17 protein-coding genes and 4 pseudogenes are annotated in these 20,990 nt (G+C 67.3%); 11 read left to right on the forward strand and 10 right to left on the reverse strand.

Annotated elements, in window-relative coordinates:
* Positions 1-74: 74 nt before the first annotated feature.
* Positions 75-371 carry a hypothetical protein gene (locus ACIP79_RS02800; RefSeq protein WP_401219255.1) on the forward strand — a complete coding sequence of 99 codons (297 nt, stop codon included), beginning with the start codon at positions 75-77 and terminating at the stop codon, positions 369-371.
* 5 nt (positions 372-376) lie between these two features.
* Here the strand turns inward: ACIP79_RS02800 and ACIP79_RS02805 are convergent.
* Positions 377-575: pseudogene (locus ACIP79_RS02805) on the reverse strand (winged helix-turn-helix transcriptional regulator); the annotation flags it as partial.
* Between the two features lie 370 nt (positions 576-945).
* On the opposite strand from ACIP79_RS02805, the gene ACIP79_RS02810 reads away from it, so the two are divergent.
* Positions 946-2,307 carry a hypothetical protein gene (locus tag ACIP79_RS02810; protein WP_401218367.1) on the forward strand — a complete coding sequence of 454 codons (1,362 nt, stop codon included), beginning with the start codon at positions 946-948 and terminating at the stop codon, positions 2,305-2,307.
* Positions 2,308-2,342: 35 nt separating this feature from the next.
* Here ACIP79_RS02810 and ACIP79_RS02815 read toward each other — a convergent pair whose 3' ends face one another.
* Complete coding sequence (locus ACIP79_RS02815) at positions 2,343-2,930, reverse strand: DUF6461 domain-containing protein (protein WP_401218370.1); 588 nt, start codon at positions 2,928-2,930, stop codon at positions 2,343-2,345.
* A 391-nt stretch (positions 2,931-3,321) separates the two neighbouring features.
* On the opposite strand from ACIP79_RS02815, the pseudogene ACIP79_RS02820 reads away from it, so the two are divergent.
* Positions 3,322-4,129 (forward strand): annotated as a pseudogene (locus ACIP79_RS02820) (IS630 family transposase); the annotation flags it as partial.
* Positions 4,130-4,371: 242 nt separating this feature from the next.
* Here the strand turns inward: ACIP79_RS02820 and ACIP79_RS02825 are convergent.
* Entirely contained in the window at positions 4,372-4,905 is a 534-nt protein-coding gene (locus ACIP79_RS02825) for a MarR family winged helix-turn-helix transcriptional regulator (RefSeq protein WP_401218373.1), read from the reverse strand.
* A 133-nt stretch (positions 4,906-5,038) separates the two neighbouring features.
* Between ACIP79_RS02825 and ACIP79_RS02830 the strand changes: the two genes are divergently transcribed.
* The gene (locus tag ACIP79_RS02830) at positions 5,039-6,256 is read left to right on the forward strand and encodes an FAD-dependent monooxygenase (protein WP_401218376.1); all 1,218 of its coding nucleotides are present in this window, start codon (positions 5,039-5,041) and stop codon (positions 6,254-6,256) included.
* A 128-nt stretch (positions 6,257-6,384) separates the two neighbouring features.
* On the opposite strand, the gene ACIP79_RS02835 is transcribed toward ACIP79_RS02830, so the two are convergent.
* Positions 6,385-6,894 carry an Lrp/AsnC family transcriptional regulator gene (locus tag ACIP79_RS02835; protein ID WP_401218379.1) on the reverse strand — a complete coding sequence of 170 codons (510 nt, stop codon included), beginning with the start codon at positions 6,892-6,894 and terminating at the stop codon, positions 6,385-6,387.
* A gap of 100 nt (positions 6,895-6,994) precedes the next feature.
* Here ACIP79_RS02835 and ACIP79_RS02840 point away from each other — a divergent pair, with 100 nt between their 5' ends.
* The 3 genes from ACIP79_RS02840 to ACIP79_RS02850 are packed head-to-tail and all read left to right on the forward strand — an operon-like array spanning position 6,995 to position 10,880.
* Positions 6,995-7,930, forward strand: a complete 936-nt coding sequence (locus ACIP79_RS02840; protein WP_401218382.1) for a DMT family transporter — start codon at positions 6,995-6,997, stop codon at positions 7,928-7,930.
* Between the two features lie 33 nt (positions 7,931-7,963).
* A complete protein-coding gene (locus tag ACIP79_RS02845; protein ID WP_401218385.1) occupies positions 7,964-8,752 on the forward strand; it encodes an SDR family NAD(P)-dependent oxidoreductase in 789 nt (262 codons plus the stop codon).
* A gap of 28 nt (positions 8,753-8,780) precedes the next feature.
* Positions 8,781-10,880, forward strand: coding sequence for a hypothetical protein (locus tag ACIP79_RS02850; protein WP_401218388.1), 2,100 nt, complete (start codon positions 8,781-8,783; stop codon positions 10,878-10,880).
* A gap of 748 nt (positions 10,881-11,628) precedes the next feature.
* On the opposite strand, the gene ACIP79_RS02855 is transcribed toward ACIP79_RS02850, so the two are convergent.
* From ACIP79_RS02855 to ACIP79_RS02865, 3 genes are all read right to left on the reverse strand, one after another.
* Positions 11,629-12,588, reverse strand: a complete 960-nt coding sequence (locus ACIP79_RS02855) for an SMP-30/gluconolactonase/LRE family protein (protein WP_401218391.1) — start codon at positions 12,586-12,588, stop codon at positions 11,629-11,631.
* A 39-nt stretch (positions 12,589-12,627) separates the two neighbouring features.
* On the reverse strand, positions 12,628-13,047 hold the full coding sequence (locus ACIP79_RS02860) for a nuclear transport factor 2 family protein (protein WP_401218394.1): 420 nt from the start codon (positions 13,045-13,047) through the stop codon (positions 12,628-12,630).
* A gap of 226 nt (positions 13,048-13,273) precedes the next feature.
* The gene (locus tag ACIP79_RS02865) at positions 13,274-13,483 is read right to left on the reverse strand and encodes a hypothetical protein (RefSeq protein ID WP_401218396.1); all 210 of its coding nucleotides are present in this window, start codon (positions 13,481-13,483) and stop codon (positions 13,274-13,276) included.
* A 93-nt stretch (positions 13,484-13,576) separates the two neighbouring features.
* Between ACIP79_RS02865 and ACIP79_RS02870 the strand changes: the two genes are divergently transcribed.
* Complete coding sequence (locus tag ACIP79_RS02870) at positions 13,577-14,086, forward strand: MarR family winged helix-turn-helix transcriptional regulator (RefSeq protein WP_401218399.1); 510 nt, start codon at positions 13,577-13,579, stop codon at positions 14,084-14,086.
* A 170-nt stretch (positions 14,087-14,256) separates the two neighbouring features.
* On the opposite strand, the gene ACIP79_RS02875 is transcribed toward ACIP79_RS02870, so the two are convergent.
* On the reverse strand, positions 14,257-14,637 hold the full coding sequence (locus ACIP79_RS02875; RefSeq protein ID WP_401218402.1) for a hypothetical protein: 381 nt from the start codon (positions 14,635-14,637) through the stop codon (positions 14,257-14,259).
* A gap of 536 nt (positions 14,638-15,173) precedes the next feature.
* A pseudogene (locus tag ACIP79_RS02880) lies at positions 15,174-18,295 on the reverse strand (discoidin domain-containing protein).
* Positions 18,296-18,832: 537 nt separating this feature from the next.
* Between ACIP79_RS02880 and ACIP79_RS02885 the strand changes: the two are divergent.
* The gene (locus ACIP79_RS02885) at positions 18,833-19,423 is read left to right on the forward strand and encodes a helix-turn-helix domain-containing protein (RefSeq protein WP_401218405.1); all 591 of its coding nucleotides are present in this window, start codon (positions 18,833-18,835) and stop codon (positions 19,421-19,423) included.
* Positions 19,424-19,438: 15 nt separating this feature from the next.
* On the opposite strand, the gene ACIP79_RS02890 is transcribed toward ACIP79_RS02885, so the two are convergent.
* Positions 19,439-20,134: an alpha/beta fold hydrolase gene (locus ACIP79_RS02890; protein WP_401218408.1), complete on the reverse strand. Its 696-nt coding sequence runs from the start codon at positions 20,132-20,134 to the stop codon at positions 19,439-19,441.
* Between the two features lie 136 nt (positions 20,135-20,270).
* On the opposite strand from ACIP79_RS02890, the gene ACIP79_RS02895 reads away from it, so the two are divergent.
* Positions 20,271-20,474: a hypothetical protein gene (locus ACIP79_RS02895; protein ID WP_401218411.1), complete on the forward strand. Its 204-nt coding sequence runs from the start codon at positions 20,271-20,273 to the stop codon at positions 20,472-20,474.
* Between the two features lie 52 nt (positions 20,475-20,526).
* A pseudogene (locus ACIP79_RS02900) lies at positions 20,527-20,863 on the forward strand (ISAzo13 family transposase); the annotation flags it as partial.
* Between the last annotated feature and the right edge of the window lie 127 nt (positions 20,864-20,990).

Genomic DNA, 20,990 nt, shown 5'->3' on the forward strand with positions numbered 1-20,990 from the left:
GACTTCGTTCATCTGTATCCCGTTGATGGCCGACCGAGTTTCTCGCCGGGGCAGTTGGCAACAGCGTCAGGGAGATGAACCTGGCTGTGCCGACAGTGCTGCCGTTCCTGTTCCGTCTTGCAAGCAACCCGCAGGTTCCTGTGCAGTCCGGCCTGCTGCATCTACTGGTTTCGATCGCTGGATTCTCCGAGCCGATCGGTGGACGCAACGAAGCTATGGTCCGCTTGTTAAGCAGTGACAGCGATCATCCCGAGCGTGAACAGTGCCGGGCTATGTTCGCGGAGAACGCGAGCGTAGTGGCGATGTTGGCGGAGGATCTGCCCCGTCCTGGCGATCGAGCGAACCTTCGGCAGGCTGCCGGACTCGTGTGAGTTCCCGCGTTCAGGCGGCTTCCGCGATGGGTGAGCATCTTGCGGGAGATGCCGCCGATCAACTCGATCAGCTCGACCTGACGCACCGGGCCCTTGCTGAGGCCGTAGAGCACGACTGCCGTCCACTTGTCGGCGATGAGTTCGACCGTCAGTCGCGCCGGGCAGTCGGCGACCTAAGGGATCACCGGGACCGGAACCGCTCATGGTCTGCTGAAGCCGTTGCCGGTACTGGGCACATCGTCACCAGCAGGCTGTATGTGGCGAGTGGGGAGAAATGTTCTGGAAGCGCTGTCCTCGGCTCGCATTGTGAGTGAGATCATGAGGTTCACTTTTTTAGTCGGCGGCTGAAGTTTGCATTGACATGTGCGTACGGACATCGAAACACACAGCATCGGAGACGGGAAACGGCATGCCCGCAGCTTTGTACGGGCGTTCGGGCAGTCAGGACCACGTTCCTTTTCGCCTGACGGGTTGTCTTGTCCATGCAAAACGCCGCTGCGATCATGTCTGCGATTCCCGCCCCTGAGAGCCACGGACCTTCCGACGGCCCTGCGGCGCTACTGAAAGGTAGTCCGTGTTAAGACGCATCCTCCTGCCTGCCTTGGTCACCTCCACGCTCCTCGTGGGAGCGACAGTTCAATCAACGGCTTCTGTCGCAGACACCGCCGACCGGCGCTCGGCTTCCCCCACCAGTCAGGTTCCCCCCGCATCGGACAAAGAGCGCCTGAACGGAAGCGCCACCCGGTCCGGCCCCAGTGAGGAAGACTGCACAGAGGCCGCAGAACGAGCGGCACGCACCGCCACCGCACCTAGCTCGTACAGCTGCCTGACCCAGCTCACGCCCGCCGAGGGCAAAGCTGCTCGTGTGTCGAGCGCAACGGCCGGACGCATATCTGCATCTGCAGCGCTCGTCGCTCCGCTGCCGGTGAACGACTGCACCGGTGACGAGGACGGCTCCTGGTGGTCCACCCGGACCATGCAATGCCAGATCGATCCGAACGTGAAATACACCTACCGGGACAGCGACGGCACGGTGCTCGGCACCGCTCTGTTCGCCACCGCGCAGCAACTGGACGTGGCCACCAACAGTCTGCAGTGGACCGAGACCGACCAGATCACCATGCTGTCCTCCACCGGGACGCTGCCCGCCAACCTGGGTGTGTCGTGGACGACCAACTGCTCCGCCACCTGCACCCCCAGGAGCACCAAGCCCTGGGTGCAGACCCCCATCCGTGACGGACAGAACCTCAAAACGACCTACACCCTCAGGGACGTGCCGTCCACCGTCTACGACTACATCGACCTCGACTACCAACTCTCCATCGGCTCACCCGACGCCATCGACCTGCTGCCGCCGATCACATGGGGCGGTGCCGAAGTCCGCTGTGACAACAAGCTCTCCGTTCTTGACAAGGCCGGCTGCGTGGTTCCCTGGTACACCCCAACACTGCGCGTCTCGCGGGCGCAGTACGGCTCGTCCGCGGACATGATCGAGTGGGCCCAGAACAACCTCTCCGGGCACTGGGGCCTGCGCGGAACCGGCGAGCCGCTCCACCGCCTCCAAAGCTCCTCGCAGCAGGACAGCAACCGACGCGCGATCTGCGGAACGACGAAATTCACCGCTGACCCGGCCATCCAGGACGACTCCTGCGACGAATTCCCCTTCGCCGGCACCTACGAAAGCGGTGCACTCAACGGCGTTGACCATGGCAAGGACTGCGCCCAGGTCACCGCAGTCCGTGCCGGAACCACGAACGACCTGGCTCTGGACTGGCCCATCGTGACGACGGCCGGGATGGCCTCAGGCAGCGAAAAATGCGTGCGCGGTCACATCCCCAGGAGTTTGAACACCGACCTGGGCGGGGCCTACGGCGTGTTCATCAAGGAAGTACTGCTCGCAGACGACGACCCGTTCTGGATAAGAGTCACCTTGTAATTTTCTGACACAATCCCCACCGATGGCCGGGGCGGTCAGCCTCGCAAGTGCTGGAGGCTGACCGTCGGAAGGGCACCCCCGGCCACCCCCGGGGAGAGCGTCAGTCCAAAGGCACGCTCCAGCGCCACCAACGCCATCGCAGACGGGGACCAATCGTCGTCGAAGTCGTCTTCGTCCTCGGGGAAGAAACCGACGTCAGCCAGAGCGCTACGGATGCGAGAGGTATCCGCGCCCGTTGTCAGATGAACCGCCCAGGCATCGAAGTCGGCCATGACCTCGCCGTCCCGCGCGTGCACGATGCGGGTTGTACCCGCCATCTGGTACCACACCGACACTGCCTCGGTCCCCATGGACAAGCCGGAGAGCACCGACGGCTGCAGCAACCTGCCGTGCGCATCAACATCGAGAAGAAAGATCCACTCCCCGCTGCGGCACACCCGCACCGCCGGTGTCTGCTCGTCCCACCCGCAGTACTGCAACGCCTCCTCGGGGGTACACAGCGGATACGGTGCCTGATCGGCGACACCCAAACGCGACAGCACCTCGTCGGGCGAAGGCCCACGAACACACGTGATGCCGAAGTGATCCCGGGGCACACACCCGGCCAGTACAGATTCCGTCACTACCTAGCGTCCTTCAGCTCAACAGGTGCAGGGCGTGCCGTGACCGGGGCCTGGGCACGGTGAACACCCCGCACCCACACGCCCGTTCGCGTCGGTGAAACAAACTGTACTGCGACACTGCGACACCCCGTGGGCCGCTCCTGCGTGCAGGCCGCGGGGCTGCTGCCGGTGCGCTGGCAGGGGCCCAGGCGGTTGGGATCGCAACCAGGCGTTTGAACACAGCTGTCAGGATCGGCGGTCGGCCGGGACTGCGCGGGGTGCTACCGCGTCATGTCTGATCCAGCCACTCGGCCAGCCGGGAGGGTGGCTCTACAGTGGGTACTTGCCCCGTCTGTGAGCTTGGATTCTAGTCTTCTGAGTCTGAAATTCGGTTCATTAGTAGAGTTGGTCTGTGGCTCGTACGGGACGGCCCAAGGCCGAGTTGGTGCTGACTGATCAAGAACGGGAAGCGCTGGAGGAGTTGGTCCGGCGCAGGACTACGCCGCAGGCGTTGGCTCTGAGCTGCCGCATTGTCTTGGCCTGCGCGGCGGGTGCGGCCAATCGGGAGGTGGCGCGTCAGGTCGGGGCCGAGGAGCACACGGTCGGCAAGTGGCGGGCACGCTTCGTGCGTGAGCGCATGGCAGGGCTGGGTGATCTGCCCCGTCCGGGCGGTCCACGGTCGGTGAGTGACGAGCAGGTTGCCGCGGTGGTGAAGCGGACGCTGGAGAGCAGACCGAAGAACGCAACGCACTGGTCGACGCGGGCGATGGCGACACATACGGGGCTGTCGCAGTCGACGGTGTCGCGGATCTGGCGGGCTTTCGGTCTGCAGCCGCACCGCACCGAGACGTTCAAACTGTCCACAGACCCGTATCGACAAGGTGCACGACGTGGTCGGCCTGTATCTGGACCCGCCCGAGCGGGCGCTGGTGTTCTGCGTGGACGAGAAGTCGCAGATCCAGGCACTGAACCGAACCCAGCCGGTACTGCCGATGATGCCCGGCCTTGCGCAGCGCGTCACTCATGACTACGTCCGCGCCGGCACCACCACCTTGTTCGCCGCTCTTGAGGTCCCCACAGGAAAAGTGATCGGGTCACTTCACCGCCGCCACCGCACCGTGAGGTTCAAGAAGTTCCTGGCCAAACTCGACCGAGAGGTGCCGGCCGGCCTGCAGGTCCACCTGGTGGTGGACAACTACGCCACCCACAACCAGACAGCACAGTTCGACCCATCCAGGACATGACCGGAGTCGACGCCGACCAGGGCAGCCCGGCAGAACCGACCAGTGCCCGGCTGCATAGGTCAGGCTCGGCGGTATGCGCGCGGGACGCCGACCACCGGACATCGCGGGACTCGTCGTGGATCACGGAACCCTTGCGCCAAGCCAACCTCGTGACGCGAGGTCATGCGGTCGGGAAAGCCTCACCACCTCGCTCCCTCCGACCTCGTGCGCGCACCTACTCAGCGGGAAGTCGTCGTGCCTGCGGCCCCGTCGTCCAAGCGGTTCAGGTGGGCGGTGACATCGTCGGCCAGACGCCCCAGCAGGCGACCCAGGTCCCTGCGGTCCTGTGCGGACCAGGCGGAGGTGGCCTCGGTGAACCAGCCGATGACGGAGTGCGCGTAGCGGTCGGCCGCCGCCGCGCCCTGGTCGGTCGGCTTGATCAGACTGGAGCGCCGGTCACTCGGGTCACCGACGCGATCCACCAGACCGCGGCGCTCCAGTTCCTGCACTTGCCGGGTGACGTGCGGGCCGACCACCTGCATCCGCTCGGCGATCTCACCGATCCTCAGCGGCCTGTCGGCCGTGCGCAGCGTCATGAGTACACCTACGGCCGGCCGTTCGATGGTGAGCCCAGCGGCAGCGATCGCCCGCTCAGTCAGTCGGCCGCGGCTGACGGCGTTGCTCAACTGGAACAGCCGCGGCATGACAGCCAGCCCGTCGGCCTCGGACGGCGATGGCATCTGTTCCGCCGCCTTCGGTGACTCTGCGTTCATCTCGACTCCATTTGCATACCTACCTTAGGTAGATATACCGTCGTGGACGGTGGATGCGAAGGCATACCCCTGCCCCGTAAATGGTACCTAAGGTACGCATCCTTATCCGAGCCGGTCTCCCGGAAAGGGACTCATGCACCACCCTCCTCGCACAGTACTCATCTCAGGCGCCAGCATCGCCGGCCCCGCCCTGGCCTACTGGCTGGACCGTTACGGCTTCCAGGTCACGATCGTCGAAAAGGCACGCGCGATCCGCGGTGGCGGATACGCCATCGACATCCGGGGCACGGCCCGCGAGGTCGTGGACCGTATGGGCCTCCTCACGCGTCTGCGCAGTGCCCACGTCGACACCCGGACGGTCACTTTCGTGGACCCGGAGGGCGTCCCGATCGCGGCCGTCCGCCCCGAAGCCGTCACCGGAGGGCAGGAGGGACTGGACCTGGAGGTGCGCCGCGGCGACCTGGCGGACGCACTCCACTCGGAGATCCACGACAGGGTTGAATTCCTGTTCAGCGACTCCATCGCCACTCTCGCGGACCGCGGAGACCGCGTGGACATCACTTTCGACAGCGGCAGCCGGCGCACCTTCGACCTGGTGATCGGCGCCGACGGACTGCATTCGCACACACGCGGCCTGGCCTTCGGCGAAGAAGCGGGGTTCCACCGCTACCTAGGCTTCACCTTCGCGGGCTTCACCCTGTCCAACGACCTGGGGTTCGCGCATGAGGCGGTGACCTGGAACTCTCCCGGGCGAGCCGCCGTGCTGTCCGCCCACGAGCCCGACGCGCCCTTGCACGGCTTCCTCACCTTCGCCCAGGACGAGCCCCCCTTCGACGCTTTTCGGAACCCTGAGGCACAACGGGACCTCGTCGCTTCGAAGTTCCCCGAGCAGACCTGGCACCTACCTCAGCTGGTGAGCGCCATGCGCACCGCGGACGACCTGTTCTTCGACATCGTCAGCCAGATCCACATGCCCACCTGGTCCACCGGACGCGTCGCTCTCGCGGGCGACGCCGCCCACGCGACGTCGTTCATGTCCGGCCAGGGCTCCAGCGTCTCCCTCGTCGGCGCCTACGTCCTGGCCGGGGAGCTGGCCGGGCACACCGACCACACCGCCGCGTTCACCGTGTACGAGCGGACGCTGCGCGCATTCGTGGAGAAGAACCAAGCGCTGGCCGTTACGGGAGGCAACGTCGTGGTCCCCCGCACCCAGGCGATACTCGACGCGCGCAACGAAGCCTTGCGCGATCCTGCCGCCCTGACCGGGGCCGAAGGCCGCGCCGCGAACACCGGACTGGTCCTACCCGACTACGGCCACGCCGATCAGCACCAGCTTCCCCAACACGGCTGACGATGTCGATCGGCCCTCCGTGCACGAGAACCACGAGCTGCGCGATGGGCACGGTACATCGCGCCCGGCGGTCACCACCGCACGCGCCGGTGCCGCTCGCACGCGGTGCGACCTCCACGCCTTCGGGCTCAGCGCGCTTGATCACGCCCGGGGGACGCGACGCCGCCCGGACGTCCGGCTCCGGCCGGCTCGATGCGATGCGACCGGACATGCTCGTACACCATCGTGGTCTGCACGTCCGCGACCTCTCGCCGTTCCGTCAGGCGGTCGATGACGAAGGCGTAGACGTCGTTGACACTCGGTACGGCGATGTGGATGAGGAAGTCGTGGGCGCCGGAGATGACGAACAGGCCGATGGTCTCCGGAAGTTGTGCCGCCCACTCGCGGAAGCCGTTGATGACAGGACGTGCCGGTGGCCTGATCCGCACGGAGATGAGGGCCTGAACGGGGCGTCCGGCAGCCTCAAGATCGAGAGCCGCGTGATATCCGGTGATGACTCCTTGCTCGCGCAGCAACCTGACGCGTTCCAACGACGTGGAGGGAGAGACCCCCGCCTTGGCTGCCAGATCGCGATTGGTCTGCCGTGCATCGTTCTGCAGCTCCCGCAGCAGAACGAGATCCGTCGAATCAAATTCCATAAAATCTGCGTCCTCCCGAATTAAGTGTGCCCCGCAGCTATTCGATCTTGATGTATGCCTAGCATACGCGGACATGAACGCACGAAAGAATGAAAACCCCGTGGGGACGGGATTGGTACTCGGCTCGGTGTTGCTGTGGGGCACCGTGGGTCCTGCTCAGGTCCTGGCGGCCAGTTCCCTGAGTCCGGTGGCCCTGGGCGGGTGGCGCCTACTCGTCGGAGGCCTGGCGTTGTGGGTGTTCACGGCTCGGAATCCGACCGGACTGCGCGCTCTGGCAGCGCCCGCGAAACTGCGCCCGCTGCTCGTCTGCGCGCTGTCGACCGCTCTCTACCAGGCGACATTCCTGTACTCCGTGTCCCGGACCGGTGCCGCCCTGGCGACCGTGGTAGCCCTCGGGACGGCCCCTGCGGCCATCGGCGCCTGCGCCCGGTGGGTCACAGGGGAACGCGTGAGCTTCACCTGGCTGGTGAGTACCGTCGCCGCCATCGCCGGGTGCGCCCTGCTGCTGGCCCCCGGCGGTGACGGGGTCGACCCGCTCGGTCTGGTGCTGGGTGTGGCGGCCGGTGTCTGCTACGGCATGTACACGGTCTTCACCAAGCGGCTCGCGGACGACGATCCCACGCTCCACCTGCCGACGGTCTCGGCACTCTCACTGACCGTCGGGGCCATGGTGCTGCTGCCGTGGGTGATCACCGACAGTGCCAGTCTTCTCGATGTACGGAGCCTGGGTCTCATCGCCTGGCTGGGTCTGGCCACCACCGCGCTCGCCTACTGGCTGTTCACCGTCGGCTTGTCCCGGGTCAGCGCGTCGACGGTGGGCACTCTGAGCCTCGCCGAGCCTTTGGCGGCGGCGCTGCTCGGCGTACTGGTGCTGAACGAGCACCTCTCCGCCTCCGCGCTGGCAGGCTGCGTCCTGATACTGGGCGGGCTGACCTTCACGTGCCTGCCGCAGTCCCGGCTGCGGACTCCCCCTCCGCGCGCCGAGACCGGATCCGCGGACCCGGCGATCCATGACCCGCACCGCATGACCGTATAAGACCCGTCCTTCTCCTGCGACAGAGAGCTGACCATGACCTCCGCCCCACCCCGTTCTCCCGTCACCGGCATCCTGGACGGCAAGGCCACACTCATCCTGGGGGCCAGCCGCGGCATCGGCGCCGCAGCCGCCCAGCACTTCGCCGAGCAGGGCGCCCGCCTGGTCATCGGTGCGCGCACACTGTCCGCAGTCGAGGCACTCCGTGACAGATTGCGCGCCCAGGGACACGAAGTCGTCGCTGTACGAGCCGACGTGACCGACCCGGCCGAGGTCGCGGACGCCGTCGCCGCCACGGTGACGGCGTACGGTCGCATGGACGCGGCCTTCAACAACGCTGGCTACAACGCTGCGGCACGCTTCCACGAGCACTCCGAGCGTGACTACGACGACATACTGGCCGTCAACCTCAAAGGTGTCTTCATCGCCATGCAACATCAGATCCGCGCCATGCTCGACAGCGGTGGCGGCGCCATCGTCAACACCGCAAGCGTCAGCGGGTTCGTCGGGAACTACGGCATCGCGCCCTACATCGCGGCCAAGCACGGCGTGATCGGACTGACCAAGGCCGCTGCCTTCGAATACGCGCACGAGCACATCAGGGTCAACGCCATAGCTCCCGGTTCCACAGCGACGGAGATGCTCGTCGAGGGGGTGAAACGCACCTCCGAGGACATCGTCAGGCGTTTCACCACCTGGAGTCCGATGGACCGGATGGCCGACCCCGCCGAAATCCCGCCCGCCGCAGCATGGTTGCTGTCCGACCAGGCAAGTTTCGTCACCGGCACCACACTCGCCGTCGACGGCGGAGCCCTCGCCTACTGACGCCTGCCCGACAGGACGTTCCGCAGACATGCACATACCTCCAAGTCACCAACCACAGGGCGCGGTCGGTGCCCGGCTGAGCACCGATCGCGACCGCGCCTTCCTCGGACGCGACGAGGAGATCGCGCTCTTCCGCTCCGTGCTCGCGCCCCAAGGACCCCCACACTCGGTTCTGTGGTTCCACGGCCCCGGTGGGGTGGGCAAGAGTGCTCTTCTGCGCCGGCTGGCCGCCGAGGCGGACGCACTCGGTCTGTCGTCGCTCTCGTTGGACGCCCGCCGTCTGGACCGCAACCGGTCCGCGTACGAACACGCTCTGGGCGGCCCGTCCTGGCCCGAGGGCCTTCGCGTTCTCTTCGTGGACACCGCCGAACTGCTCGGACCCGTCGAAGGATGGCTGCGCGAGGTTCTCCTGCCCTCGGCGCCCGAGGGTGCCTTGGTCGTGACAGCGGGCAGAGACAAACCCGCCACGGAATGGGTGACCGACCCCGCCTGGTGGCGACGGTGCCACGCGGCTCCACTCCGCGATCTGTCGGCGCGGGACGCCGCCGCGCTGCTTCGGCACCGGAACGTACCGGCACACGAGGTCCCCGGCATCCTGCGGTTCGCCCACGGTCATCCTCTCGCTCTGGTTCTTGTGGCCGACGTACTCGCCCAACGCGGGGATTCCGGCAGGAAGTGGGAAGCCCCGACCACCCCTGACGTGGTGACCACCCTGGTCCGTCACCTGGTGAGTGATGTGCCCACTCCTCATCATCGCGACGCCCTGGCCGTCGCGACGCTGGCTCGTGTGACAACGGACGGACTCCTGACGGGTTGCGTCCCGGCCGCGCAGGATCTCGACCTGTTCGGGTGGCTGCAGGATCTGTCGTTCGTCGAAGCGACCGAGGACGGTCTGGTTCCGCATCAGACCGCCCGGGAAGCCTTCGACACCTATCTGCGGTGGCGCGACCAGGACAGGTACGACAACATCTTCCGGCGCGCTTATCGCCACACCTCGCAGAGACTCGCGCAGTCGCGTGACACCAGCGCCGACGCCGCTCTGGATCTGTGGTATCTGGGCCGACGTCACGAGGTCATACGCGACTTCTACAACTGGGAAGCCCATTCCTCGATGAGTGCGTCGCGCGCCCGGCCGGACGAGCACGACGCGATCATGGATCTGGTACGACGGTGGGAAGGAGACCAGACCGTCGACCTGGCGGAGGCGTGGTGGGTGTACCAGCCCTCGGCCTTCATCTCCTTCCGGACGGCTGCGGCAGGGGTGGCCGGGTTCATGACGCTGCTGACGCTACCGCCCGAACTGCCCGCGGACGCTCCCCGCGATCCCCTGGTCGAGGCGGCCCTCGCCTGGATCCGGGAGAACGCTCCCGTGCAGGAGAGCGAGACAGTCTACATAGGTCGGTGGATCATGGACGCCGATCACTACCAGGATACGGCCAGCCCCGCCTCCGTCCTCGCATCCAGTACGTACACACAGAAGTGGAGAACCGCGACACGACTGGCGGTCAGTATCGTCTTCATGGCGAACAGGAACGGGTGGCAACCCGTCTTCAACCTCCTCGGACATCAGACACTGCCCACACCCATGCGTGATTTGGCCAACCGGCGTACCTACACCGGGTTCTTCCACGACTGGCGCACGGAGCCGGCGGATGCCCGCAACCGTGCCATCGAGAACCGTCTGGTACGAGGCAGCAGTCGTCCGGAGGCCGACCCGTTCACGGATCCGGAGGCGCCGGAACCCGCTGTCTCACGAAGCATCACCGCGGAGGCGGTGAAGGATGCTTTTGTCTCGTTCCGGGACCCAGCGGGCCTCTCGACCAGTCCCCTGCTCGGTTTCCGCTGCACCGGTCCCGAGCACGGCATCGACGATCTGCGGGAGCTCCTCCAGTCGACCGTGCGTCATATGGCGGAATCACCCGACCAGGAACTCGCCTCCGTATTGCACACCACCTACCTCTCGCGGGAGAGGAGCCAACAAGCTGCGGCCAGCCAGTTGGGCATGTCATTCAGCACCTACCGCCGGCGACTGTCACGAGCCCTCGCACGGGCCACCGATCTCATCTGGCAGCGGGAGACGCACGGACCGGACCAGGCCACTCAGCAGGCGGAGCCTCCGCTCCTCTAGAGCACACGACCCCACGACGAGCCAAGGATCACCTCGCACTGCGCCCGTACGCTCAATGCAGACTCGCCTGATGGCGGACAGGGATACATCGCCCATCCGGACGGCAGCACTGATTCTCCCGGGACTCGCCCTCCTCATGTTCGTGCTGACGGAGGTCGTCCCTTCCCGGAGTCCGCCGAGGAACTCGGTGCGCATGCCGGCATGCTTTACAGCTGTGTCGCGGTAGCGGCGCGACGGATCGGCGTCATTCGGTCGGCCTGCCGAGTCTGCACCGGGCGGGCGGCTGCGCAAAGCCGAGCGGGCCGAGTCGGAGCGGCTGCGGCGAGAGGCGGCGGAGAAGAACAAGCGGATCCGCGAGCTGGATCACCGGCTTCTGCAACGCTTACCGACTGCACGGTGTGTGCGGCTACGGGAGTCCGAGCCACCACGATCAGATTGCCGCGCCAACTCCACCTAGAAACCGGACCTTTGGGAAATCTCCCCAGTCCGAGGAGACGGACACTGCGGACTTCTGCAGGGACGTGGTGACCGACCACGACCCGTGAGTCCATGCGCGGATGGTCGTTGGCAAGGTCTGTGCCTTCGCCTTCGACGACGTCGGCGATTCCGGATCACCCGTTCACCACAGCAACCCCCAACAGGCATACCTGACTTCGGACCCGTTGAACTGAAAGACCCCGGCCGCGTGCGGAAACCAGCAAACTCGGTCTCCGTACGCGGCTGGGGGTTCCCGACCCCTCTCTCACTCTCAGCGCAGGGTGAGGGAAGTGACACCGGGACGGTCACCGGTGTCAGTGACCGAACTGTCGGTGACGATCACCTCGGTCACACCGCGGCGATGCCGACCCAGCAGGATGCTCACCGGCGCGTCGAGGCCTGCTTCTCCGTTGGCCAATACGGTGGTACGGCCGGACGGAGAGATCCGGATCACCCTGTTGTCCACAGGCTGGGTGATGTACAGCCGGCCCCGCAGGGCGCGCACGCCGTCCGGGAAGTCGGCCTCCCCGATCTTCCCGGGTGTCCCCGCGCTGCCGTCACGGCGGATCGGGACGCTGATCACCGAGCCGGCGGCCGAGTTGACGGCGACCAGCTCCGTCGGCGAACGGAAGGTGATGCCATTGACGCCGATCGGTATGGCCGCGCCGATCGGTGGCTGGAGCAGCGGATCGTGAAGCCAGGTGGTCATCCGGCCGTCGGAAAGGCTGATCCGGTAGATCGTGCCGCCGCCCGACTCACTGACCAGGACACTCTGGCCGTCCGGGGCAAGGACAAGGTCGTTCGGCACCGCGTCGGCTGGCAGGGCGGCCAGCCGGTGCGCCTTGCCTCCCGGCCGGACCGCCCAGATGCCGTTGTAACGAGGGTCGCCATTTGCCAGCGCGCCCAGGATGCGGCCGTCCGGCGTCGCGGTCAGACCCACGAGTCCGCCCATGCCGGTCGCATGACCCGGCAGGGTCGCCACGACCGTGTGACTGCCGTCAGGGTGGACCTGGACGACCTGTTGCAAGGGCTTGAACGACACGTAGAGGCTGCCGTCCGGCGTCCTGGCCAGGCCCTCGGCCGGCTGGTTCGCCGCTTGGTCGAAACGCGCTAGCAGTTCCACTCGCAGGTGAGCGTGCGCGTATCGGCCGGTGGCCCGTGCCGACTCGGTGGTGCTGGCGGTAACCGCCGTGGTGAGTATCACCGCTGCGGCGATACGCAGGAGATTCACGAGGTGGCGTCCTTTCCCTCTGTGCGCGTGAAACCGGCGTCAGTCGCGTGGGACGAGCTGGAGCGCGGGAGCGCCGAGTACTGGAGCGATCTTGTTCTGTACCGCGACGATCGCGGGCAGGGGACGCCACAGCACTTTGAGGGAGACAATCTTGTCGTCGTCGTTCACTTCGGCGTAGTTGACGCCGTCCAGCTCGGTCTCGCCGACACGCAGCGCGAAGAAGGCCGCGAAGTGCGTGTCACCGGCCAGAACCTCCTTCACGTCGAACGCGTCGGTCGTGTCGATGATCGTCTGGAGCACACCGGCCGCCTTCGCCTTGCCCGACAGCGCGTCCGCCAGGATCGGGCTCTCCAAAGTGGCGTCCTCGGCCAGGGATTCGGCGGCTGCTGTGACGTCCGAGCGGTGCAGTGCGTCGAGGAAGCCCTCGAACGCGGCACGTGCGGATGCGGTAACGCTCATAATGGCACTTTCCTTACTCTTCGGTTTCTTCACAGGCCGTTCTGTCCGGAGTTCCGTGACGGCCCGTCATATATGGTCTGGTCGTGATGTATCGACCGCTCCTGTGGATGGCAGCAGTCGACATCCCGGCCCTCGGGGGCGCCCGACCAAGGCGGTTACGGCTGCAGGCCGACCTGTTCGCGGATCTCGCCCGTCCGCGCGTCGACGTGTGCACGCGCCATCCCGGTCAGGAGGCGTCCGCTCCACCCAGGTCGGCACCAGAGATGTGCGGCAGTTCGAAGAGAGACATCTCCCGAGCCCCGCCCGCGCGGGTGAGGTCGGCGGGACCGGAAGGGTTGGCTGCCGCCCGGACGAGCGCCTGCCCCGGACCGGGTGCGGGGCGCTCGGTGTCTTCATACCGCAGGGCGCCTGCGTCGCCGAGTGCGTAACAGCGCACCTCATGGTTCACTCCACATCACAGGTGCTTCGAATTCGTAGTAGTCAGAACCGTACGTGGACTTCGAATTCGAAGCAAGTAGGATGGTGCGCCATGAGCGCCGACGAAAGGCAAGGGCTGGGAGCCGATCAGCTCGCCGCGTACTACACGCTGATGGAAGTAGGCAGCCTGCTGGAGCAGGCCGTGGCCCAGCATCTTCGCGAGGACGGCGACCTCAGCCCGGTCCAGGCCCAGATTCTGGCGGTACTCGGCGACACGTCCGAGGACGGGTTGCGGATGACCGACATCGCCGACCGCATCGTCTACAGCCGTAGCGGGTTCAGCTATCAGGCCGGCAAGCTGGAGCAACGCGGGCTCATCACGCGGGCCCCAGCCGCCGACGACGAGCGCAGTACCCTGCTCAGCCTCACCGCAGAAGGCCGTGACCTGCTGCGAAGAGTCCGGCCCGGTCACGTCGAGCTGGTCAGGATGCTCGTTTTCGAAGCCATGCCGGACGCTGATGTACAGGCCCTGCGGAACGTCCTGGAGCCGGTGCGCGACCGGCTGCGGCAGGATCCACCGCGCTCAGCCCGTGCGCAGGCTCGGCGCAACACCAGGGACTGACTTTCTCGTGTCGGCTTCCGGTGTGCGGTGATGTCCAGGCCGGTCCTGGTGAGGCAGCTGTCGGAGTGTCAGCGGGCGGGGAGGTATCGCGACCGTCTGCAACCGCAGCCGTCACCGCCGCCTTCCCGCGCTCACTTTTGGGCTCGGTCCGCTTTGACGGACATCCGGGATCAGGGGTCCGCTCCCGGAGGAGGTCCATCAGGGAGCATGGGAAAGACCTTCACCTTCGTCGTTCGTTCAAAGCCGACATCGTCGAGCTGCGCCGACATGGTGACCTCTCGTTCAGTCAGATCGCCAAGGACTTCAATCGGGTCTGTCAAAAACGAAGCTCTTCGTAGACGTTGATCGGCTCTGTTCAGGATCACGGTGCGGACCGCTGCCGGAGTGACGGCGCGACGTCCAGGCCATGGGCAGAACTCGGGCTGCAAACACAGTCGACATGTCCGGTGCGTCGCCGACGAGGCGATCAGCGGCAGACCGGCGACAATCGTCGTGTCCGTGCGCCGCCCGCACTGCGAGAACACAGCCTGTTCTCGGACCACGTTCGTCACGCCGTCACGGTCGCCGACCTGGCTGACGAGCAGCTGGTTCAGTGAGCTGCCACAGGTACCGCGGATCCGCTGGGCAGTCCGTAGCTGTGGCCCGGCGGTCTGCCCTGGGTGCCGGGCCCCGCATCAGCGACGGGCCGCAGCCGCAGGCTGTGGTCCGGCTCGGCCACGCCATCGCCCTGACCGGCGCCCCCGAAAAGGGCAGCACGGCCCCCGAGAGCACGGTGAGCGTCCCCCTTGCGCGACGCCCCCGCCTGCCTCCGCGTCTGCTTCGTCCACGCAGCGCAGACACGTCGACCGTGCGCCCCCTCGCACCGTACGCGGCGGGCGCCGTGCAGGAACCGGATGAGAGCCACGTCCGAGCGGCGTGACGGCGCATCCCCCACACGCGCTGCCACGTACGGCTGTGGCTTCCGCCGGGGGTCAACGGCAGCCCGCGGCTTCGGACCGCGGAGCCCGGGCAGGAACTCGGCCGGCGCTCCGCCGCGTGTGGCGGTGGCGCCACGAGGAATTCTCCCTCTCCGAAAGTGTCTTCCGGGTCACGAGGTGACGGTGAGGGCCATGAGCGCGCTGCGTCCTGTGGCCGGGCCGGTCACCCGTAGTGCTACATAGCGGGCCGTGCTGTCCGTGCGCAGGGTTCCCCGCGCCGAGAGCCGTGCCGCGCGCGTGTACGTACGGCCGTCCGTGCTGAACTCGACCTCCGCCACAGGGACGCGGCCCCGCCACCGGGTGCTGATCTCCGTGATGTGCCGCTCGGCGCCGAGGTCGACAACCATGCGACCGCCCCGGGCGGTGGTCCACGCGGTGTCCTGGTCCCCGTCGACCGCGGCCCCCGGGTCCGTCATGCCGGGCGGCAGCGGCGCGGTCGGGAACGTCGGGCGGCCGAGCGCCAGATCGGTGAGGGGGTACGCCGTGGCCCGCGGCACGGTGACCGTGGTCGTACGGCCCGCGCGGACCCTGACGTCGAGGGTGTGGCCCTGTGCGGAGACGGTGACGCGGCAGGAGGGTCCTCCGAGCCGCACCGTGCGCCCGTCGGCCACCTCGGCGCGCAGACCGACGGGCACGTCCCGCCCGGACAGGACGAAGCGGGCAGGCTCCAGCACGGCGGAGGCGGCGCCTAGTTCAACCCGGAGATCGGTGCCCGACTCCGTCACACTCTGGACACCCGCATACAGGCGGAGTCCCCCGGAGCGCGAGCCGGGGACCGTCACCGTGGTGGTCACCGGTTCCGGGGAGAGGTTGAACAGGCTCAGGAAGTGGTCGGTGAGAGCGGCCTTCACCCGCGGGGACCGCGCCGAGGGGCTCCGGTGGGCGGTCGCGGCGCGCAGTCGCTCCGGCGTCGCGCCCGGCAGCCCCTCGACAAGCAGTCCCTCGGCCGGCCCGTCGGAGAGGACGACCGTGTTGCCGTACACCGAGACCGGGTTGGTGCCGCCGCGCACGACGAAACCGGCGCGGCCGTCCACGTCCAGCCAGCTGCCACGGCTGGTCAGATCGGGCCGCGGCCAGTCGGCCAGGTCGGTCCACGTCCGTCCGTCGGCCGAACCCTGCAACCGGTACGCGCGGCCCGCTGCGGCCTCCCAGCGCAGGGTCACCCGGTCGACGTCCAGGGCCTCGCCCAGATCGACGGCGATCCAGCTCTCCGCGCGAGGGCGGTCGGCGCGGGACACCGCCCAGCGGGTCGCCCCGTCGCCGTCGACCGCGAGCGCGGGCTCCTTGCCCGGTTCGAAGGAGGACGCGGAGGCCGTGGCCCCGGCGGCGCGAGCATGGTCGGCCCCCGGGGCTCCGTCGCGTATCTCGAAGGCGTACAGCGAATAACCGTACGTGGGGTCGGGACGGGTGCCGAGCATCCGCAGGTGACGGAACCGGCCGCGGGTAAAGGTCAGTTCGTCGACCCGGGAACCGGCGGGATTGGAGGCGCCGGTCTGCGCGGTGACCGTCGTACCGCCCTCGGCCGCCCGGTAGGTGCGGCTGCCGTCCAGCCCCGGCATCCCGGGCATGTCCAGGTTGTGCAGCTCCAGACGCCCCTCACCAGCGGCCGTACCGGAGGTCGCGTACACGACGGCCCCCGACGGGAGTGTGGTGAAGCCCGCGTGGCCGGTGTCCAGCGTGAAAAGGCTCGCGCTGCCGTTGAAGCCGTCCCGCAGCCGGGAGTACGTGACGACCGACCGGTGACCTGGGCCGTGGTGCTCGGCAGGAACATCGGCGTCGTGCCGCTCAGTGCGAACAGCCAGTCGTCGTGCGCCGGTTGCCAGGCGAACTTCACGAACCCGGCCTTGTCGACCGCTCCGGCCCAGGCGCCGGGCGACTGGTGGGAGACGAGGCCAGGGCCCGGACCGTAGTCGGTGACGCCGCTCGCCCGCTCGAAGAACTCGCCCTGGGACAGGGGCCGTACCGGTGCGTGCCCCGAACGGGCCCGCCACTCGTGGAGCAGATAGCTGATGGCCAGCTCGGCGCGCGCCTCGGGCTCGTACTTGGGCTCGCCCGAGAACTTCGCGAGGCGGTACTGCGGCGGGTACGCCTGGTAGGCCTCCAGCCGTTCGGCGAGGGCGAGTTCGCAGCGGGCCGCGGCGCGGTCCCCGGTTACCTGAGCGAGGAAGGCGAGCGGGATGACGTCGCGGCCGTAGAGGTGTTCGCGGTCAGCAACCATCGGCATCAGCGGCTCGCCCGCGTCGCTCATCACCCCGAGCAGGGTGCGCCACAGCGGTCCGGCGTTGGGCTGCGCGGTGAGCACCTCCGGGAGGTCGCGGCCCGCGGTGAGGAAGTGGGCGGCGTTGCGTCCGGAGGTCCGCCAGACTTCCTCCTGGTAGTGCGGGCCGAACGAGCCGTGGTTCTCGACGACGAACGTGTCGTACAGGTTCTGCGCGGTGTTCTCGCTGACGGCGACACCGTCCACGCGGGCCGGGTTGGCGAGGTCGGCCGCCGGCAGCCCCGCCTCGTTGCGGCTCCACCGGCCGAAGGCGGCGCGCCAGGCGTCGTACTGCGGATCGTCGTCGGCGGCCCAGGCGAGACCGGGGGCGAGCGACTGGGCGTAGACCCCCATCTCCTCCAGTTTGGTGTCGCCTCGGAAACCGCCGTCGAGCCCGTGCGGGGACCAGTCTCCGGACAGGGGGTCGTCGCCGGTGGCCAGCCCCGCGGTGTACCGGGCCTGTTCGCGGGCGATGGTGTCGACGTTGCGACGTGTCACCTCGTCCAGGTCGTCCCACAGCAGCCGGGCCGCCAGAACGAAGTAGGACTGGAAGGTGGTGTCGAAGAAGAGCTTCCGGCCCCACTGGGTGCCGCCGGTCAGTCGGTTGGACGCCGCGAAGTGCTTCAGGGTGGCAAGGGTGCGGGTGCGCAGGGTGTCCTTGTCGACGCCCGCGCGCTCGGCGTCGTACGGGCCCCGGGTCAGCAGGACGGCGTTGCCGAGCACGACCGCGAAGCCGAAGTCCTTGTCGGTGTAGTGGCCCTGGGCCGCGTCCCACTGCTCCTCGGACCAGCGGGTGTGGGAGAGGAGGACGCGATGATACGTGTCGGCGACAGGGTCCGCCTGCGGGCAGGCCCCGGGCACCGCGGCCAAGGCGCGCTCCGGCCCCACGACGAGCGGGGAGGCTGCCAGGAGGCCGGTCAGACCGGCGATCTGCAGGAGGTGTCGACGGGTGGGCCCAGTGGCTTGCTGCGACATGCGGCGTGACCTTTTCATTCCCTAGACAACGTTGTCAGATGGTCGCCGTCATTCTTCGGGGGCGTGCTGGCCGCGTCAAGGGTGTGGCGGGGGCTGCTGTTCGGGGGGTCGGCCTGGTTGGGCTGCGTTGATGTGGTGGCTTGTCCGTAGATGACGGTGGTTCTCGCGGCGGTGAGCAGGTGCGGGTGTGCCGCCACGGCAGTGGTCGGTCCTCGTCCGGGCGGTCGTGGCCCAGTGATCTCGGCAGGGTGGCCAGCCCGGCGATGGCGATCGCCACTCCCGTCACCATCGCCGCGAACTGGGGGGCCGGGGCTGTGACGAAACTAGGAACGGGGTGTCGGCGAAGGCCGTGGACGACCAGTTGATCGACGAGCTGGTGCACCGGGCCTGAGTTGTGGGTCTGCAGCCGACCGGCGAAGGCGGGTTGCTGCAACGGCTGACCAAGCGGCTACGAAGCTGCCGTGGAGGGCGAGATCACCGACGGGCCTTGACCCATCCAGCAACTTGCGTTGCCTGTGAGGTGTGTATGTTACGACCATGGCGCACGAGAATGGGATAGACGCCTGGGTAGGCCATCGGCTCAAAGACCTACGCAGCGAACGCGGCATCACGCTGGTGGCTTTGTCCGAGCAGACCGGCATCTCCGTCACACATCTTTCCCGTCTGGAGAAGGGGCACCGGCAGCCGTCCATCGGCAGTCTCCTCCAGATCGCCCGGGTGTACGGGATCTCGCTGAGTGAGCTGATCCAGGAGCAGGAGCCGGAGGACTATCACCTCGTACGCGCCGACGATGTGGTCGAGCATCCCGGGCAGGACGGGTACTACAGCGTCCTGAGCGGCCCGGGGTCGACGATTGCGGCCATCCGGGTCGTGGTGGAGCCCGGAAAGTCGACCAAGGACGCCAAGCATGTGGGCGAAGAGTGGCTGCACATCCTGTCAGGAGAGGTCATTTTCCGCATGGCCGACAGGGAAATTTCTCTGAACTCCGGCGACTCCCTTCACTTCGACTCGTCGAAGATTCACCGCCTGACCAACACGAGCAGAGCGCCCGCCATCGTGCTGATCGCCTCGACCGCCGCGACGATGCCGATGCATCATCCTGTGCCACCGGCGAAACGCCAACGCTGACCCTTCACCGAGCATTCAGGGAAGCAGGAGCAGTTCGCGGGCTAGAACCTGTGGTTGCACCAACACCTCGACGTGAGTGACTTCGGTGAGGGTGACTAGCCGAAATCCACGCCTTGCTGCGGCGGCAGCGGTGTCGTTGAAGAACTCCTGGGCCGCGCAATGAATGTAGGTCACCGATTTACCCTCAAGGCCGTCCTCACTGCCCGGGCCGAGCGGTTCGGCGTGGGTCAGAAGCGGCATCGGGGTCATGCGGTTCTCCATCCAAGCGGCCCCGTCTTCGTCCGCGCCGAGTGCGCGCGGGTCCAGCGGGGCGACCTCCCAGTCCGGGCCTCCTTCGGGAGCCGTGAAGGCGTCTTCCAGCCACGGCAGCACTGTGAACGCCGACTCGCCGGTGACAGGGGCGAATGCATCGACATACACGACCTGGCTAATGCGATGCGGGACCAGGGCCACCACCCCCGTGATGACCATGCCGCCGTAGCTGTGGCCGACGAGGATCAGGTTGTCGACCTCCTCGGCGGTGAGCAGGTCGGCGATCTCCCCAACGTGGGTGGAAAGCCCTACATCCGGCCGGGACAGGTCATGTTTCTCACCGAGCCCGGTGAGCGTGGGAGTCAGCACACGGTGGCCGGCCTCTTCCAGAACGGGACGCATGCGGTCCCAGACCCAGCCGCCACCCCAGGAACCATGAATCAGTACGAACGTCGACATCGTGCTCTTCCTCCTGCGCGTCGGCCGCTGCGATACCTACAGGATCAGGCCGAGCAGAACATGCGGTCAACCTGATAGGCGATATCATTTGCCTACTAGGCGAATTCTGCCCGGCGGTGAGCCGCGCCATCGCCGCTTGGCCGACGGCATGGAATGCGACGGCCCTCAAAGCCGCCGCCGGGTGGCGCACGCCAAGGGCAGGCAAGCCACCAAAGCGATGATCTTCATCGGGCCATGGGACATGTTGCCCGTGATGTTGGCCCCCGGCATTTCCCTCCTTGAGAAAACGCTGCGCACCGTCGCTGTCTACCTGGCCCCTGCTGCTTTTTGCTGCGCGTAAGGCTCGCGGGAGTCAAGGCGTTGCTTCTCGTGATGCGGCTCGTCGCTGTGACGTGAGCGTCTCCGATGCGGTTCGCGGTCAACTCACTGCGAGGTTCCAAGTGTTGTTCCCGCTACCTTGACGAACGGCAGCGGCGGTAGATGATGAGGGCCGAGGCCCGGATCCCGGGCCATGACGGTATCCGGGTGGTCTCGCGGGCGGCCCAGGTCAGCGAGACGACGGTCCGCAAAGGCGTGGACGAACTGGAAGCCGGCGAGGAAGCTCTGGGCCGGGTACGCAGGCCCGGTGGTGGCCGCAAGAGATCCGCGGATCTTGATCCAGGACTTCGGTCCGCACTGCTGGCGCTGGTGGAACCCGATGAGCGGGGTGATCCGATGTCGCCGCTGCGCTGACCGCGAAGCCGTTCGTCTCCGCGGCCAGGGCTGCGAGTTCGCCGTTGCTCACGGACCGGACCCTGGGGAGGGGTGGCCGGTGGCGGGATCATCGCGAGGTGATCGATGCATTCGCATTTAAGTT

Origin of the sequence: Streptomyces sp. NPDC088747 (assembly GCF_044751025.1) — a bacterium.
Classification (GTDB): Bacteria; Actinomycetota; Actinomycetes; order Streptomycetales; family Streptomycetaceae; genus Streptomyces.

Coding starts and splice junctions, on each gene's coding strand:
- ACIP79_RS02800 (WP_401219255.1), top strand. CDS start 75: ATGAACCTGGCTGTGCCGACAGTGCTGCCGTTCCTGTTCCGTCTTGCA.
- ACIP79_RS02825 (WP_401218373.1), bottom strand. CDS start 4,905: ATGAACGCAGAGTCACCGAAGGCGGCGGAACAGATGCCATCGCCGTCC.
- ACIP79_RS02830 (WP_401218376.1), top strand. CDS start 5,039: ATGCACCACCCTCCTCGCACAGTACTCATCTCAGGCGCCAGCATCGCC.
- ACIP79_RS02835 (WP_401218379.1), bottom strand. CDS start 6,894: ATGGAATTTGATTCGACGGATCTCGTTCTGCTGCGGGAGCTGCAGAAC.
- ACIP79_RS02845 (WP_401218385.1), top strand. CDS start 7,964: ATGACCTCCGCCCCACCCCGTTCTCCCGTCACCGGCATCCTGGACGGC.
- ACIP79_RS02850 (WP_401218388.1), top strand. CDS start 8,781: ATGCACATACCTCCAAGTCACCAACCACAGGGCGCGGTCGGTGCCCGG.
- ACIP79_RS02860 (WP_401218394.1), bottom strand. CDS start 13,047: ATGAGCGTTACCGCATCCGCACGTGCCGCGTTCGAGGGCTTCCTCGAC.
- ACIP79_RS02870 (WP_401218399.1), top strand. CDS start 13,577: ATGAGCGCCGACGAAAGGCAAGGGCTGGGAGCCGATCAGCTCGCCGCG.
- ACIP79_RS02885 (WP_401218405.1), top strand. CDS start 18,833: ATGGCGCACGAGAATGGGATAGACGCCTGGGTAGGCCATCGGCTCAAA.
- ACIP79_RS02890 (WP_401218408.1), bottom strand. CDS start 20,134: ATGTCGACGTTCGTACTGATTCATGGTTCCTGGGGTGGCGGCTGGGTC.